16 protein-coding genes and 1 riboswitch are annotated in these 15,299 nt (G+C 47.0%); of the genes, 10 read left to right on the top strand and 6 right to left on the bottom strand.

Annotation, left to right across the window (positions count from 1 at the left end; genetic code table 11):
• Positions 1–53 precede the first annotated feature (53 nt).
• Complete coding sequence (locus ACFQZE_RS15830; RefSeq protein WP_379358664.1) at positions 54–965, bottom strand: LysR family transcriptional regulator; 912 nt, start codon at positions 963–965, stop codon at positions 54–56.
• A 104-nt stretch (positions 966–1,069) separates the two neighbouring features.
• On the opposite strand from ACFQZE_RS15830, the gene ACFQZE_RS15825 reads away from it, so the two are divergent.
• From ACFQZE_RS15825 to ACFQZE_RS15815, 3 genes are all read left to right on the top strand, one after another.
• Positions 1,070–2,119, top strand: coding sequence for a 2,3-butanediol dehydrogenase (locus ACFQZE_RS15825; protein ID WP_379358662.1), 1,050 nt, complete (start codon positions 1,070–1,072; stop codon positions 2,117–2,119).
• Between the two features lie 272 nt (positions 2,120–2,391).
• Positions 2,392–3,111, top strand: coding sequence for a M24 family metallopeptidase (locus tag ACFQZE_RS15820; RefSeq protein ID WP_379358660.1), 720 nt, complete (start codon positions 2,392–2,394; stop codon positions 3,109–3,111).
• A 194-nt stretch (positions 3,112–3,305) separates the two neighbouring features.
• On the top strand, positions 3,306–4,190 hold the full coding sequence (locus ACFQZE_RS15815; protein WP_379358658.1) for an AraC family transcriptional regulator: 885 nt from the start codon (positions 3,306–3,308) through the stop codon (positions 4,188–4,190).
• 143 nt (positions 4,191–4,333) lie between these two features.
• Here ACFQZE_RS15815 and ACFQZE_RS15810 read toward each other — a convergent pair whose 3' ends face one another.
• Positions 4,334–4,924, bottom strand: a complete 591-nt coding sequence (locus tag ACFQZE_RS15810; protein WP_379358656.1) for a TetR/AcrR family transcriptional regulator — start codon at positions 4,922–4,924, stop codon at positions 4,334–4,336.
• 163 nt (positions 4,925–5,087) lie between these two features.
• On the opposite strand from ACFQZE_RS15810, the gene ACFQZE_RS15805 reads away from it, so the two are divergent.
• Entirely contained in the window at positions 5,088–5,849 is a 762-nt protein-coding gene (locus ACFQZE_RS15805; protein WP_379358654.1) for an MBL fold metallo-hydrolase, read from the top strand.
• A 108-nt stretch (positions 5,850–5,957) separates the two neighbouring features.
• Here ACFQZE_RS15805 and ACFQZE_RS15800 read toward each other — a convergent pair whose 3' ends face one another.
• Entirely contained in the window at positions 5,958–6,650 is a 693-nt protein-coding gene (locus ACFQZE_RS15800; RefSeq protein ID WP_379358652.1) for a queuosine precursor transporter, read from the bottom strand.
• 8 nt (positions 6,651–6,658) lie between these two features.
• Positions 6,659–6,704, bottom strand: a riboswitch (PreQ1 riboswitch).
• 345 nt (positions 6,705–7,049) lie between these two features.
• Here ACFQZE_RS15800 and ACFQZE_RS15795 point away from each other — a divergent pair.
• Positions 7,050–7,520, top strand: a complete 471-nt coding sequence (locus tag ACFQZE_RS15795; RefSeq protein WP_379358650.1) for an SRPBCC family protein — start codon at positions 7,050–7,052, stop codon at positions 7,518–7,520.
• A gap of 202 nt (positions 7,521–7,722) precedes the next feature.
• Here the strand turns inward: ACFQZE_RS15795 and ACFQZE_RS15790 are convergent, their stop codons facing one another.
• Genes ACFQZE_RS15790 through ACFQZE_RS15780 form a run of 3 tightly spaced genes read right to left on the bottom strand, consistent with a single transcriptional unit; the run spans position 7,723 to position 10,289 of the window.
• Positions 7,723–8,394 carry an amino acid ABC transporter permease gene (locus ACFQZE_RS15790; protein WP_379358647.1) on the bottom strand — a complete coding sequence of 224 codons (672 nt, stop codon included), beginning with the start codon at positions 8,392–8,394 and terminating at the stop codon, positions 7,723–7,725.
• 4 nt (positions 8,395–8,398) lie between these two features.
• On the bottom strand, positions 8,399–9,244 hold the full coding sequence (locus ACFQZE_RS15785; RefSeq protein WP_379358645.1) for a transporter substrate-binding domain-containing protein: 846 nt from the start codon (positions 9,242–9,244) through the stop codon (positions 8,399–8,401).
• 46 nt (positions 9,245–9,290) lie between these two features.
• A complete protein-coding gene (locus tag ACFQZE_RS15780; protein ID WP_379358643.1) occupies positions 9,291–10,289 on the bottom strand; it encodes an oxidoreductase in 999 nt (332 codons plus the stop codon).
• A 209-nt stretch (positions 10,290–10,498) separates the two neighbouring features.
• Between ACFQZE_RS15780 and ACFQZE_RS15775 the strand changes: the two genes are divergently transcribed.
• From ACFQZE_RS15775 to ACFQZE_RS15755, 5 genes are all read left to right on the top strand, one after another.
• On the top strand, positions 10,499–11,566 hold the full coding sequence (locus tag ACFQZE_RS15775; protein ID WP_379358641.1) for an LLM class flavin-dependent oxidoreductase: 1,068 nt from the start codon (positions 10,499–10,501) through the stop codon (positions 11,564–11,566).
• A gap of 187 nt (positions 11,567–11,753) precedes the next feature.
• Entirely contained in the window at positions 11,754–12,707 is a 954-nt protein-coding gene (locus ACFQZE_RS15770) for a LysR family transcriptional regulator (RefSeq protein ID WP_379358639.1), read from the top strand.
• A gap of 130 nt (positions 12,708–12,837) precedes the next feature.
• Positions 12,838–13,662 carry an amino acid ABC transporter substrate-binding protein gene (locus tag ACFQZE_RS15765; protein WP_379358637.1) on the top strand — a complete coding sequence of 275 codons (825 nt, stop codon included), beginning with the start codon at positions 12,838–12,840 and terminating at the stop codon, positions 13,660–13,662.
• Positions 13,663–13,696: 34 nt separating this feature from the next.
• Entirely contained in the window at positions 13,697–14,371 is a 675-nt protein-coding gene (locus ACFQZE_RS15760) for an amino acid ABC transporter permease (RefSeq protein ID WP_379358635.1), read from the top strand.
• A 310-nt stretch (positions 14,372–14,681) separates the two neighbouring features.
• Positions 14,682–15,239 carry an OsmC family protein gene (locus ACFQZE_RS15755; RefSeq protein ID WP_379358633.1) on the top strand — a complete coding sequence of 186 codons (558 nt, stop codon included), beginning with the start codon at positions 14,682–14,684 and terminating at the stop codon, positions 15,237–15,239.
• Positions 15,240–15,299 lie beyond the last annotated feature (60 nt).

Below are 15,299 nucleotides of genomic sequence, written 5' to 3'. Positions count from 1 at the left end.
TTGAGACGCCTCCATATCTGAAGGACAAGCTTTGATCTGAAGGGAAATGCGGCTCACTGTCGTTTGTCCCGAATTTCATTAAAATAAGCCAAGCATTCCTCCAGCAGCGGGGTGCGTTTTTTCCTGCCAATTAGCCACCCGAACGTTACCGGACTTTGTTGAAAGTCCTCCAGCTCAAGCGGCACTATCTCGCCTTGCTGAACGAGCGGATGCTCATAGAACGTATATTCATGCCCAACCGTGACAGCTTTCATTTCAAGGACGGCATGGCTAACGGCATTCACATTATTGGATGAGAAAAGAACATTGAGCTTTCCGTGTCGACTTTTGAAATCCTCGATAAACCAATGTACAAAATCATCATTGTATAAAACGAAGTTCTGCTTTTTCAACTCTTCAGGAGTAATCGAGGAGCGCGAAGCGAGAGCGGAATGTTTCCCTACGCCAATAATCATTTGTCCTTTCGATACAGGTAAGAAGGAATAGGGTGCTAAGGAAACATGCATACTCTGGCTCATGGCAATAAAGGCGGCATCCAAACGACTTTCTTCTATTCCCTTAATGCTGTCCAAAGTCCCGAATTCTGAAATTTCAATCGTCATTTCCGGGTAAAGCTGCTTCATACGGACGGCCAACCGGATAAAGGAGTCCATGACTCCCGGTATGCCTGCCAATGAAATGTTTTGGCTCATCATCTGAATATGGTGTTGAGCTTCGCCTCTCATCTCGTCAAATAGCTCTAGAATTTGAGTAGCGAAATGAATGATTCTGCTTCCTGCAGGAGTGACTTCGGCGCCAAGACGGGAGCGTTTAAAGATTGGATATCCGATATCTTTTTCTAATGCAGTAATCGATTGGCTCAGTCCCGACTGTGAAATATGGAGAGACTCTGCTGCTCTGGCTAACGATTTCAGCCTTGCTGTCTCCACGATATGATGCATTTGCTCCAAATTCAACACATTCACCTTCAGTTTCACTTAAGTAAGTTCATTACCTTTAATTATACGAAAAAAAGTGAACATGTTAAAATTTTTATGTCATTTTAATCCCTGCAAAGGAGATGTTCACAATGAAAGCAGCGGTATGGTATGGGAAGCACGACATTCGTGTTGAGGATAGAGAAGAACCGGCTATCCAGCCTGGGAAAATAAAGATTAGAGTTGCGTGGACAGGCATTTGCGGAAGCGACTTGCATGCGTATCACGGGGCTCCGGTCGTTCAAGTAGGCGAGCCTCATCCGGTAACCGGCGAGATGGCTCCTTTGACACTCGGTCACGAGTTCGCGGGTGTTATTCATGAAGTTGGAGAAGGAGTCGACGGGTTTTCTATTGGAGATCGGGTGACCATTGAGCCGGCTATCCGTTGCGGTCAATGTACTTCTTGTCTGAAAGGGATGCCGAATCTTTGCGACCACATGGGGTTCGTCGGCTTGCATTCGAACGGCGGATTTACGGAGTACGCACTCGTTGATCCGTACATGGTGCATAAGCTGCCGGACAACATTACGCTTGAAGAAGCTGCTGTCATCGAACCGACTGCCGTTGCTTTCCACGCGGTTAAGTTGAGTCAAATGAGAGTAGGAAGCACGGTAGCTGTATTCGGAGTTGGTCCAATTGGGCTTCTGACTATTTTGTGTGCTAAAGCAGCAGGGGCCTCTCGTATTTATGCGGTGGATGTTTCGAAGGAGCGTTTGCAGAAAGCTTTAGAAATTGGCGCGACCAGCGTTATTAACGCTGCAACAGAAGAACATTTTGTAGAAAAAATAAAAGCTGAAACCGGCGGAGGCGTCCATATCGCGTTTGAATGTGCAGGTGCGGAAGCGACCGTAAACAATGCACTGGCCTCTATCGCCAAAACGGGCCAGGTTGTGATCGAATCTATTATCCCGCAGCCGATTAAAGTGGATGTTTTACAGCTCACGCTAAAAGAAGCGAGCCTAACGGCTACGATCGGCTATCGCAACGTCTATAAGGAAGTAATCGCTATGATGGCCTCCGGACAACTGGACGTCAAATCCATTATCACCAAAAAAATCGCTTTGGACGATATCGTTGAGGAAGGATTCAATACGCTGACCAACGATAAAAGCCAAGCCAAAATTCTTGTTAAAACTCATTAAGCTAAAGGAAGAGGCTTCATAAGGCCGTCTAGACATCAAGGTGCGCTTCACTATTGGTTGTCTGAAAAGTATGTTGCTTGAGGCGCATAATTTAGTTTTTCTATCTCTTATCGACGCATGCCAACGCCTGCGTCTTTTTTGTGCCACAAAAACAGAATGCTGGGAGTAGCTTATTAACCTGAATGAAGATATGTTATATTTTTTATATCTAAATATCCGTTTGCATACGGAGGGAATAGAGTAGCTCCTATTCATGAAAGGGGTATGCTTTTTTGAAGCATTTGTCGCAATATGCTCATGTACAATCCATCGCAAAATCGACTATGAGCGAGATAAAGGATATCATTACAGAAGGCATTTCTGAATGCGAGATCGTAAAAAAAGCCGAAGATATAATGAGAAACAAAGGGATTCAGCTTTTTTGGTATCACGGAATAGGAGCTTTTGTACATGTCGGAAAAAGAACTGTGCTCTCTGAATCGGGAAAGGAGTATAGACCCTCAGAAACGGCAGTGAGCAATAATGATTTGGTAACTGTAGACCTAAGTCCGCAGTTAAGCCATTATTGGGGAGACTATGCTAGAACATTTGTAGTCATCGATGGAAAAGCGGTTGATGAAGAAGCAATTGTTGAAGATGCAGCGCTTCAGCCTACTACGGAGTTTCAGCATGGAATTCACATTGAAAAGCAACTACATAGAGCATTCACTGATTATGCCACACCAGACATGACGTTTGAGGAAGTATACTTATATATGAATGAGTTTATCCAACAACTTGATTATATAAATCTTGATTTTTGCGGTAATTTAGGACACACCATAGAATTTGATAAAAATAACAGGAAATATTTTGAGCTAGGGAACAAGATGAAGTTGAGCGAAGCCTCTTTTTTTACTTTTGAACCGCATATTAAACATAAGAACGGGGAATACGGCTTCAAAAGAGAAGACATCTACTATTTTCACAAAAGAGAGCTGTTGATCTTATAGTAAACTGAAAACCATTAAATAAATACGGGATGTTAAAAAGGCATCATCTCCTCATAAGTCGCGTTTAGCGCGGCTATTTTTATTTACGGAAACAAGCTTCTGCCCTGTTTGCCGTAACCCTACAGGAAGGTGCATGGATTGTCGGGAGGCGTTATTCCGTTTCTGATAAGTTTATTAACGAGGGAGGCGATGTCATGGATTCGCTCGCAAGACTGAATGAAGCTCTGAGTTATTTGGAGGACAATTTAACGAGCTCTATCGATTATAAGGAAGCTGCAAAAAGGGCCTGTTGCTCAGAATATCATTTTACACGGATGTTCACGTTTCTTGCCGGTATTCCTTTGTCAGAGTATGTCCGCCGTCGGCGTTTAACTTTGGCGGCACTGGAGCTGAGCAGCAATGACTGCAAGGTGATTGATGTGGCATTGAAATACGGATATTCTTCTCCAGATTCCTTCGCCAGAGCTTTTCAAAGCTTGCACGGGATTACTCCTTCGGAAGCGCGGAGCCATGGACAGTCGCTTAAAGCCTACCCTCGAATGACTTTTCAGTTAACGGTAAAAGGAGGAAGTGAAATGAATTATCGTATTGAAGACAAAGAAGCCTTTCGTATTGTAGGAATGAAGAAACGGGTGCCGCTGATCTTCAACGGGGTGAATCCCGAAATTTCAGCGATGTATGAAAACTTGACGCCCGAATGGATTGAAGCTATCAAAGGTTTGTCCAATGTTGAGCCTACAGGTCTTATTAGCGCTTCTGCAAACTTTGGTGAAGGACGGATGGAAGAGAGAGGGGAACTGGATCAATATATCGGAGCGGCTACCACGCAGGATGCACCCGATGGCTTTGAGCAATTGGAGGTACCGGCTTCGGCATGGGCTGTGTTTACCGCTGTTGGCTCTTTTCCGACTGCGCTGCAGGAGGTTTGGGGACGAATTTACGCTGAATGGTTCCCCTCCTCAGACTATGAAGTAAGCGAAGGGCCGGAAATATTATGGAACGAGAGTAAAGAAATCAAATCTCCGCAATACAAAAGCGAGATATGGATTCCCGTTAAAAAAAGAATAAATTCGAATTGAAAATATTTGCTCCGTCGCCGAGTGTTAGCGTTATGCCGCATCGCTGTCCGATTGACTGAGGGTAGAATATTTGAGAGCTGTAGTAGGTTGTGCAAACGACCTGTTACAGCTCTTTTTCACATTCCATTACCAATAGCGCGAAATTACACAGCCATCCCTTCAAGTACGCTCTTCACCTGGTTCGTACAATGCCGAAGATGTTTATTATCGTTAAACAATTTACTTAGCATAACGCCGCCTTCTATTAAAGCGATGATCACGCTGCTTGCGCCCTCCACATCGAGATCGCTTCGAAACTGCCCTCGGCTTATCCCGTCCTTTAATATTCTCCCGAGACTTGTCATAAGCTCATGCATGGCAAGCTGGGCTCTTTCTTTTAACAAAGGATGGCCGTCGTCATTCTCAACAGCAGCATTTAAAATGGGGCAGCCGCCTTCCAATTTATTTTGTTCGATCAATTCCAAATAAACGTCGCAAATAGCGAGTATTTGATCCTTCGGTTCTGACCGCTCGGACATGGCCTCTTTCAAAACTTTTTTTAAGTCAGCATACATATAGTCGAATGCACATAACGCGATTTCATCTTTGCTTTCAAAATGATTGTAGATGCCGCCCTTGCGCACATTAGCACGCTCGATAATTTCGGACAGAGAGGTGCCTGCATATCCTTTAGTATTAAACAATCCGGCGGATTGGCGAATGATATGTTCTTTTGTAGCTTGTCCTTTTCCCATAGCGATCCCTCTTTCAAAAAATACCGATTGGTCTTAAAATATCATATTTTCGTTCTGCGCTCAATCGATAGCTGGATAATTATTGTTGATCTGTCATTCAGATTATGTTAATTTAAAAGAGACCGGTCGGTACTAAAATTGTGAAACGGAAGGAATGATAACCATGACTATGTCGTTTCAACACATCCGAAACGCTACGTCGGTATTAAACGTGAACGGTAAAAAAATATTGATTGATCCTATGTTAAGCGCTCCAGGCGAGCTGCCGCCGGTACCCTTCACTCGCACACTTCGCCGTAATCCGTTAACGCCTCTTCCCGTCCAGCTTGATTTTTTCGAGCAAATGGACGCATTGCTTCTTACTCACCGACATTTTGACCATTTGGATAAAAAGGCCTTGTCCATTTTGAATAAGAAAATGGCTGTCTTTTGTCAGCCCGAAGATATGGACTTTTTGAAAGAGGCCGGGTTTAGCCACGTCGTTGCGATTGAGCAATCGCATGAATGGTGCGGCATTCATATGAAGAGGATTAAAGGCCGGCATGCTCCGGGTTATACGGCTAAGCTGCTCGGTCCTGTATCCGGGTTTATTGTAAGCACATCAGCGGACGGTTCGGTTTATATCGTTGGCGATTGCATCTACACACCTGAAATCGAAGCTGTTTTTCGGGAGTCCAAACCGGATTTTGCAATTCTGAATACACCACGCGCACAAATGCTGCTGGGAACGATCATCACGATGACTGCCGAAGATATCGTTCGTATTACAGATGTATCTCCCGCCACCAAACTTGTTGCCGTACATATGGACGCTATCAGTCATTGCACATTCAAACGGCAGCATCTTCGAGCTTTTCTGAAACAACGGAAATTGGAGCATGTGGCTGCCGTTCCTGAAGACGGGGAAGTGATTGAGCTGAAATAGGCTGGGGAGATAGGGTTGCGAAATGAAAGCCCTCTATGAAAAAAGAGAGAGCCGATCGGCTCTCTTTTTTTTTCTTTGTGTATACTTCGTTTTTCAACAAAACGAAACTTAATCTTCCTGTACCTTCATATTCCTTGCCCAGTAAAGGACTGGCGTGGCGAGGAAGGAAATGAGCAGCTTAAGCAAATACGTTGTCAGGAAGATTTGAATCCAAATATCGAAGGAATGCACTTTGTAGAAAGCAATCGTACAAAACACAAGGGAATCGACAAATTGGCTGACGAGCGAGCTTCCGTTAATCCGAATCCAAAACTGGTTGCGCACCGGAAACTTTTCCTTAAGGTAGCTAAATACCCGTACGTCGAGAAACTGGCTGACAAAATAGGCGCACATACTGCCCGCAGCTACCTGCGGAAGAAACCCGAAAATAGCGGTAAGAGGCTCATGGGCAAAATCTTCGGCTTGCGGGACGAAGGCGAGCGTCATTTGCATCAAAATCGTCGAGGCAATAAGCGTAAAGAAACCGAACCAGACGGCTCTTTTGGCAGCTTGCTGACCGTACCTTTCATTGAGCAAATCCGTCGTCATGTAGATGGACGTATAAATCGTATTGCCGAGCGTCATCACAATGGCGAGTGTGCCGATGGACATCTCAATCGTTTTTGTCACCTGAATATTTGCGATAACCGTCGCAAAGCCGATCCAGGCGTACAGCCCCTTTTTGCCAAACATCCGAAAACACAGCAAAAATAGGCCAAAGTGGACGAGCATAAACAGCACGCCCCAAAACAAATTAAACATATCGAAAAAGCCTCCTAGTTTTGTTGTCGCGGGATGGTTACGAACCGCGTTCTGCCGAAGCAGACAGCCACTATCATAACAGCTTTTCCTGCTGCTGAAAAGGTGAAAATAAAGGGTGGGAGCAACTACCTTGGTAAAAATATAGTCATCTTTTAAAAACTCATCGAAAAACACCAGCAATAACTGGTGACAACATGCCGGCTCCTTTATACTATTTGTAAAATGGCTTGTGGAGGTTATAACGAATGCCCCGGAATTCGAATGGATGACAGGGATAATGGGGACGTATGATGCCCATGAATTATATTAGAGATATGGTTTTGAAACCGATATGGAAAGATTTATGAGAAGGCAACCGCAAGCCCGGAAATACCGGGATAATTAGGATGAAAGGGGTTGATGGCAGTGAATTTAAATGAAATGCCGGTTGTACAAGCGGAAATGCTGATCCGGAGGTCTGCAAATGAAGTATATGAAGCATTCGTCGACCCGGCTGTAACGACCCGATTCTGGTTTACCCGCAGCAGCGGCCGTTTGGAACAGGGAAGCACGGTTCGGTGGGAGTGGGAAATGTATGGTGCCGTCGACGAGGTGATGGTGCTGGAGCTGGTGCCGAACGAGCGGATCAAAATCGAGTCTTCGGATGGAACAAAGGTGGAATGGACGTTTGCGGAGCTAGCCGAGCAGGAGACGTATGTGACGATTAAAAATTGGGGTTTCTCAGGTAGCGGGGATGAGGTTGTCGGACAAGCGCTGGACTCTATGGGCGGTTATACCATGGTGCTATGCGGCGTGAAAGCACTGCTTGAGCACGGTATTTCGCTGAACTTGGTGGCTGACAAAGCGCCGGACGCGCATATTGGCCAGTAAGAGCCGGGTATAGAATAAACGAATCCATCGCCATAGGGGCAGCCCTTTGGCGATGGATTTTTTTGCTATCGGCAAGAAGACTTTTTACGGCGGATATGGCTTGGAGTATACTTTACCGCCTAACCTAACCTGTTAACTTAACCTAGTAACGCAACCCGGTAACGTAACCCGTTAACCTAACCCGTTAACCTAACCCGTTAACCTAACCCGCATAAGGTCGGCCGACCTTTTTCTCCAGCTTCCCTTGGAACTTGCCGAAGAGGAGGGCGACAATGAGGTAGAGCAGACTGACCGAAAGAAAGGTTTCCATCACTTTGAGCGTATCGGCGGCCATCAGCTTCGCTTGCCCCATCATTTCCGTCAAGCCAAGCGTGAAGCCGAGCGACGTCTCTTTGATGATGACCAAAAACGTATTGCCAAGCGAAGGAAGAGCGATTCGGTAGGCTTGCGGGAACACGATTCGATAGAATGATTGCAGGCGGGTCATGCCAACCGATTGAGCGGCCTCCATCTGCCCGCGGTCGACGGAGTCAATCGCCCCTCGAAAAGTTTCCGCCAAATACGCCCCATTGTTCAGGCTAATTCCGATCACGGTAGCTTGAAACGCATCCATGGCGCTAAGAGAAGGAATGATTTGCGGCAGCCCGTAATAGAGCAGAAACAGCTGGACGAGCAGTGGCGTAGACCGAAAAAACAAAATATACGCGTTTGCGGAAACGGACAAAGCTTTTAGGGGTGACCGAATCATAGTCTCCAAAATAATGCCGAGAATAACGGCGAACAGCATGGACAAAACGGCCAGCATGAGCGTAATGGGCAAGTAGCTTAACAACCGGGGGAGACTGTTTACAAAATAGGACAGGTCGAAGTTCATCGCCTTACTCCGCCGGCTGGCTTAAGTCTTCGCCGTACCACTTTTCGGCAAGCCGCTTTAATGTGCCGTCATTTCTCAGCTCCGCAAGCGCGGTATTCACTTCTTTGACGAAGATTTCGTTTTGATCATTTTTAAGGAATGGGCTGCCTGCTGGAATGACAACGAACTGCTCGCCAGCGAGCCTAAGCGGCTGATTTGTTTTTTTGATCTGGGCAAGCGCAGCGGCTTTGGTTGAAAAGGTAGCGTCCAGTCTCCCGAGCAGGACGTCGCGGAAAGCTCCTTCTCCCGTTTCGTAGGTGACCACTTCGATTTTTTGTTCGGGATCGGCTTCTTTAATGTAATTCAGCATAATTTTATTGCCTGCGACAAGCCCGATCTTTTTTCCTTTTAAGTCTTCAAGGGAATGGATCGTGGTGTTCTCTTTTTTGACGACTAGCTGTGCTCCTGAATATACATAAGGCTCGGTAAACAAATACTTCTCTTTCCGCTCTTTAGAGAGGGCGATCGAATTGACAATGGTATCGATTTTGTTTGATTCCAGCGCTCCGAACAAACTGGCGAAGTCCGTTAACGTATATTCGACGCGAAGGTCCAGCTTTTTCGCAAGCTCCTCCCAAATATTGATTTCGTAGCCGTCCAGTTGATCTCCATTTTCCGTGTTTTTGAAAGTGTAAGGATAGAAAGAGCCGTTTGTACCGATCCGAATGACCCTTTGGTCTTGCTTCGGTTCGGAGGAGGCTTCTTTCGTTTCGGAACTGCATGCGGACATCAGCACGAGGATGGCTATCGCCCATAACATTCCGGTATATTTCCTCTTAGTTCCCTGCCGGGGCCGAGCTTGCTTCAACATGGTTATAACCGCCTTTTTGTAACGTGATAAACAACAAGGGTCAGCTTCAATCCGCAATGAGGAAAGGCTGTTTGCCCAGCAGCCGCCCTGCAAAATCAGGGTCTTCCAGCAGCGGACGCCCTACGGCGACGAAGTCGGCTAGATGCTCCGAAACGACTCTTTCCGCAAAAGCCTTCTGATGAATGCCGCCAACGGCAATAATGGGCAAAGTAAGCTCCGATTTCAAAAGAGCGGCATAAGGGAGCTGGTAGCCGGGATGGATATCTTGTGGACGATTCGGCGTTAAGCCGCCTGAGCTGACATGGACGGCATCCAGCAGCGGTTCGAGCTCTTTAAGAATATCTGCAACTTGGCGAGGGATAAGCCCGTTTTTCGCATAATCGGAAGCGGATACCCGAATTTGAACCGGATAATCGGGGCCTACGGCTTCGCGGACGGCGAGGACGACCTGCAAAACAAATTGCAGCCTATTGGTAGGACTCCCTCCATAGTGATCCAAGCGACGATTGGTGAGCGGCGATAGAAATTGATGAAGCAAATACCCGTGCGCCGCATGCAGCTCAATGCCGTCGAAGCCGGCTTGCTTGCTGCGAATCGCTGCTGTGCGGTATTGCTCAAGGATGCGCCCGATCTCTTCTTCGCTTGCTGCGTTTGGAACGCCGTATTCATCGTTAAAAGCAAGCGAGCTGGGGGCAAGCAGCCTTTCGCCGGGCCGAGGATTTGATTTTCTGCCGCCATGCGACAATTGAATAAAGATGCGCGCATCTCTTTTATGCACGGCTTCAACCACTTTGCCGAGCGGCTTTAGGTGAGAGTCGGAATAGATGCTAATATCATTTTGATAGAGTCTGCCCTCAGGAGAAACGGAAGTGGATTCCACAATAACAAGACCAACATCCGCTGCCAAGCGGCCGTAGTGCTGGACATGATAGTCCGTCGCATGACCGTCCGAAGTTCCTTGGCGCTGCTGCATGGGGGCGAGGATGAGCCGATTTTTTAAAGCTAGCTTGTTGATTTTGCCGGACGAATGTAAAGTTACGGTCATCTCTTATTTCCCCTTTCCATTTATTCTTATCGGTTTTATCGGGTTATTATCGTCATTATAGCGGTATAAAATTGTGCAAATCCAATATTAAGTTAGCTATCGCTTTCATTGGTCTGGCCTATGAATTCAATATGAAAATTCATATTGGAGTTTGCACACCTTCCCCCTTTACTATGGAGGGTAAAGATGATTTGCGGGAGGAATTAGAGATGAGCTTTGAATTTGGGCTATATACATTCGGCGATTTGACCGCTGATCCGCATAACGGACGTACGATTAGCGCGAAGCAAAGGCTGGATGACATTGTAGCGGCAGCCAAGCTTGCGGAAGATGCAGGGCTCGATGTGTTCGGGCTAGGCGAGCATCATACGCTAAATTTTGCGGTCACGGCTACGCCTGTTGTGCTTGCGGCCATTGCTCAGCATACGAAGCGGATTAAGCTGACCAGTGCAACGTCGGTACTAAGCGCAGCGGATCCTGTGCGGCTGTATGAAGATTTTGCCACGCTTGACCTGCTGTCCAATGGAAGAGCCGAGCTTATTGCCGGTAGAGGAGCCCTGGCTTTTACGGAGGATACATACAAGCTGTTCGGCTATGATCTGGCCGATTACGATGCTCTGTATGAAGAGAAGATCGAGCTGCTGTTGCAAATCAATGAGAAGGAAAAGGTATCGTGGAGCGGCTGTTTCCGTCCTGAATTGACGGAATCCGGCGTGGCGCCGCGCCCGCTGAACGGGAAGCTGCCTATTTGGATCGGCGTAGGAAGGACGCTTGCGAGCGCGGAGCGGGCGGGGAGACTGGGGCTTGGTCTTGCATTGGCGCAGCTTAGCGGCGATCCGATTCGGCTGAAGCCGCTTGTCGACGCCTATAGAGAAGCGGGGCAGGCTGCCGGTTTCAGGCCGGAGCAGCTTCCGGTGGCCATATCCAGCCATGGGTATATTGCGAGAACAGGGCATGATGCGGTTAATGAATATTTCCCGTATCACGCCAACTATTTTGAACATATTATGCAAAGGCGCAACCCGGCTGACCGGCTGTCGAGAGAGGAATTTGAGCTTGCTACCGGAGCGGACAATGCGCTGGCTGTCGGCAGTCCCGAGCAAATTATTGAAAAAATACTATACCAGCATGAATTAATCGGGCATAACCGCTATACGCTTCAACTGGATATTGGAGGCGTTCCATATGCTGAGGTAGCCCGCTCCATTGAGTTATTTGCTAAAGAGGTCATTCCGGCAGTGAGGCGTGAGCTGAGCAAAAAAGCGGCAGCGGTATAATCATGCGCCTGCATCCAATGAATAGTATTGACCATCCCTATGATTAAGTCTAGAATAGGGATAAACATACAGAATATTCAATACATTCCACAATTGAGATCGAACAGCCGGCTGTAGAACTCGAAGCACAAGCTTCGAGTTTTTTTGGTCTCAAAGAGCTGTTTTCCAAAAAGAGAGGAGAGAGTGTATGGACCTGCTGCAATTGAAATATTTCCAAACCGTCGCCCGGAGAGAGCATATCACACAAGCGGCGAAAGAGCTGAATATCGCCCAGCCTTCCTTAAGCCAAACGATTGCAAGGCTAGAGGATGATCTTGGCGTTGCCTTGTTCGATCGACTGGGCCGCAACATTCGGCTGAACGAGGCGGGGAAATCCTTTTTGCAGCATGTGGAACGGGCCTTTACCGAGCTGGAGAAAGGCAAACGCGAAGCGATTCGCATTTCGGGCAATTATGAAGAGGTGATTACGCTCGCTTCCATTCATTTGCCGTTTGTATCCGAGATGCTTGCCGCTTTTGTCGCCAAACATCCCGAGACGAGATTCCGTTTTCAGCAAGGCTGTTATCATTCCATGAAACAGCTTCTTAAGGATCGAGAAATCGACTTATGCGTTTCGTCGCCTCCTATTGAGCTGCCGGGTACAACAAACATCACTTTGTTCACAGAAGAGTTGAAGCTGCTTGTGCCAGCCGGACATCCTCTTGCCAGCCGGGAATCCGTCCAGCTTATGGAACTGGAGAAGGAAGCTTTTATCGGCTTAAAAGGCGGGTTTGGCCTAAGAGATGCGACGGATGGACTTTGCCAAAAAGCCGGATTTTCTCCAAATGTGATTTTTGAAGTGGAGGACCCGTCCATGCTTCATAAGCTTGTCCGCGCTGGGATCGGCATTTCGTTTATCCCGTCGTTATGGGAAATTGACAATACAGATCCTTCCACCGTCTCCGTGCTGATCGCAGATTCCCATTTCTCGCGTACAATAAGCCTTTCTTGGCCGGAACGTCAGGAGCTGTCGCCTAGCTTCGAACGGTTCAGAATCTATGTTGTGGAATATTTTCATAAGCTTCAAGGGCGTTTGACGGAATCGGCTTTGGTCGGCGCGGATAAGCCTCGTTACGTTATAGGTTTGGAACGATCGATTTAATATGAAAATTGGTATTGGATAGGCGGCAAAAATGAACCTTATAATCATTTATAGCTCAATACCCATTAAATTCATAGGATAACTATGTTAATGGAGGGTGACAAAATGAGGGTTAAGGGAGTGTTCGGAGATGCAAAACAGAGGAAAAGCGGGGCGTAAAGCATGGCTGTTAGCGTTGTTAAGCGTGGTTTTGTTGCTGACGGCATGTGCTGAGAAAGGGGAAGAGACTGGCGCGAAGGCGGAAGCTTCAGGCAAAAAGCTGGTCATCGGATCAACAGGGGGCTTTTACCCTTACGTATTTCAGAACAGTGAAACGAATAAGCTCGAAGGTTTTGAAGTCGATTTATGGGAAGAAATTGCAGGGCTGACCGGCTATGAGGTGGAATGGAAAACCTCGGAATTCAGCGGTTTATTCGGATTGCTCGATACCGGAAAAATCGATACGATTGCCAATTCCATCGCTGTGACGGAGGAGCGGAAGAAAAAATATTTGTTCAGCGATCCTTACGTGTATTCCGGCGCTCAGCTCGTCGTCAAGGAGGGCAACGATGCAATTCAGTCGCTGGAGGATTTGAAGGGGAAAAAGATTGGCATCCAGCTCGGAACAAATTTTGTTAACTTGGTTAAGGAGTTCGACACTAAGGGAGAAATTGAAATTGTAAACTATGAATCGGCGGACGCCGGTTTCCAAGATGTAGCGATTGGCCGGATTGACGCGACTTTTGCTACTAAAGCTTCGGCTTTAGGCACCATTCAAAAAACTCAGCTTCCGCTGCAACTAGGGGGCAAGCAATTAACGACGATTCCAGCCGCCAATCCTTTTGTGAACAAAGAGGAAAATAAGGAGCTGGTGCTCAAGGTGAACGAAGCGCTTCAGAAGCTCCGCGATAACGGCACGCTCGCCAAAATTTCTGAAAAATGGTTTACTCAGGATTTGACGAATCCCGACAACTAGCCGCTAGCCGCGCTGGAGAAGAGGGAGGTCATCCATGTTTGATTTGGCGTATTTGCTGTCGGCGCTGCCGCGTCTGCTTGAGTTTATGTATTTAACGATTACGATTGCTGTTTTTTCTATCCTTTTTGGACTAATTCTTGGTTTTTTACTTGAAACGGCGATTAGACGCAACATTTTTATATTGGCGACCTTGTCAAAAGTGTATATTTCGTTCTTTAGAGCAACGCCTTTGCTTGTGCAGCTTTTTATTCTTTATTACGGGATTCCCCAAGTGTTTCCCGCATTCGGTGATATTAATGCTTACTGGGCTACCGTTATAGGGATCACCTTAAATTGCGCGGCCTACTTAGCGGAGATTATTCGGGCCGCTATACGCTCCATCGATTATGGGCAGTGGGAAGCTTGCCAAATGATCGGAATGACGCGCTGGCAGAGTATGAGACGCGTTATTTTGCCTCAGGCGGTTCGTATCGCTTTGCCGTCGTTCGGGAACACCGTCGTGACCGTTATTAAGGAGACGTCGCTCGGCTTTACGCTTGGGCTGACGGAGATGATGGCGCAGGCTAAGCTGATGGCCGCGGAAACCTACAAATTTCTTGAAGCTTTCCTGGCAGCAGCGATTTTGTATTGGCTGGTTGCTATCGTCTACGGCTATCTTCAAAGCGTCATGGAGAAAAGAATAAACAAGCCTTACGGCAACGAGGTTTGAGGAATGAAATTTAGTGAGCGATTTAACTAGAGGATTAACGGATGAACGAATGAATTAATGGACGAATTAATGAGTGAATTAACGAGTGAACGAACGAATGAATTAACAAGTGAATTAACGAGTGAACGAACGAATGAATTAACAAGTGAATTAACGAGTGAACGAATGAATGTACGAATGAATGAACGAATGAATTAAAGAATGAATTAAAGAATGAATGTACGAATGAATGAATGAATGAATGAATGAATTAACGAGTGAAGTTTATCGAACGAAGGGAAGGCATTTTTTAAAAAAAGGAGCGTGCGCGATGAGCAAATTAAACGAGTATTTGCAAGACAAAAAGGAGGCGCTTGACGCCCGCAATGAGCGATTTGCGGAGGAAAGCGTCGTCGTTTCGCAACAGTTGAAAGCTGGTGTCAGAGTGGCGGGAAGAAGCGGCGTACGGGAAATTCGGATTCGCGACTTTCAAGTGATCAGTGACAGCGGGCCCGACTTTGCAGGACATCAGCTTGGACCTGGTTCACCCGAGCTGCAACTTGGCGTGCTTGGAAGCTGCTTGTCGCATATAACGTTAATTCAGGCGGCGAGTCGCGGTGTACCGCTTGATGCGGTAGAGGCAGAAGTGACGGGGGATTTTCATCCGCTAGGGGGCAAGCCGGGGTATGAGCATATTCCCGTTTATCTCTACAACATCTCTTACACACTGCGAATTGAGTCGAGCGCAACGGCGGAACAACTGGCAGAGCTGCATGATGCAGTGGAGGTGGCCTGTCCAATTCTGAACTTGCTGCAGCAGCCGCAACAAGTGTCCGGGACGCTTGTGCATGTTCGTCCGGAAGCGAATGAAGTGCGCGGTAGCGCTTAATGGAGTCGATTTAGCTTTGTGGAACCGACTTAGCTGAATGGAAATGACTCTAGTGGTTTC

This window comes from Paenibacillus sp. GCM10027627 (assembly GCF_042675505.1).
GTDB lineage: Bacteria > Bacillota > Bacilli > Paenibacillales > Paenibacillaceae > Pristimantibacillus.
The sequence above is the reverse complement of the archived record's forward strand: the minus strand, read 5'-3'. Positions and strand labels throughout refer to the sequence as shown.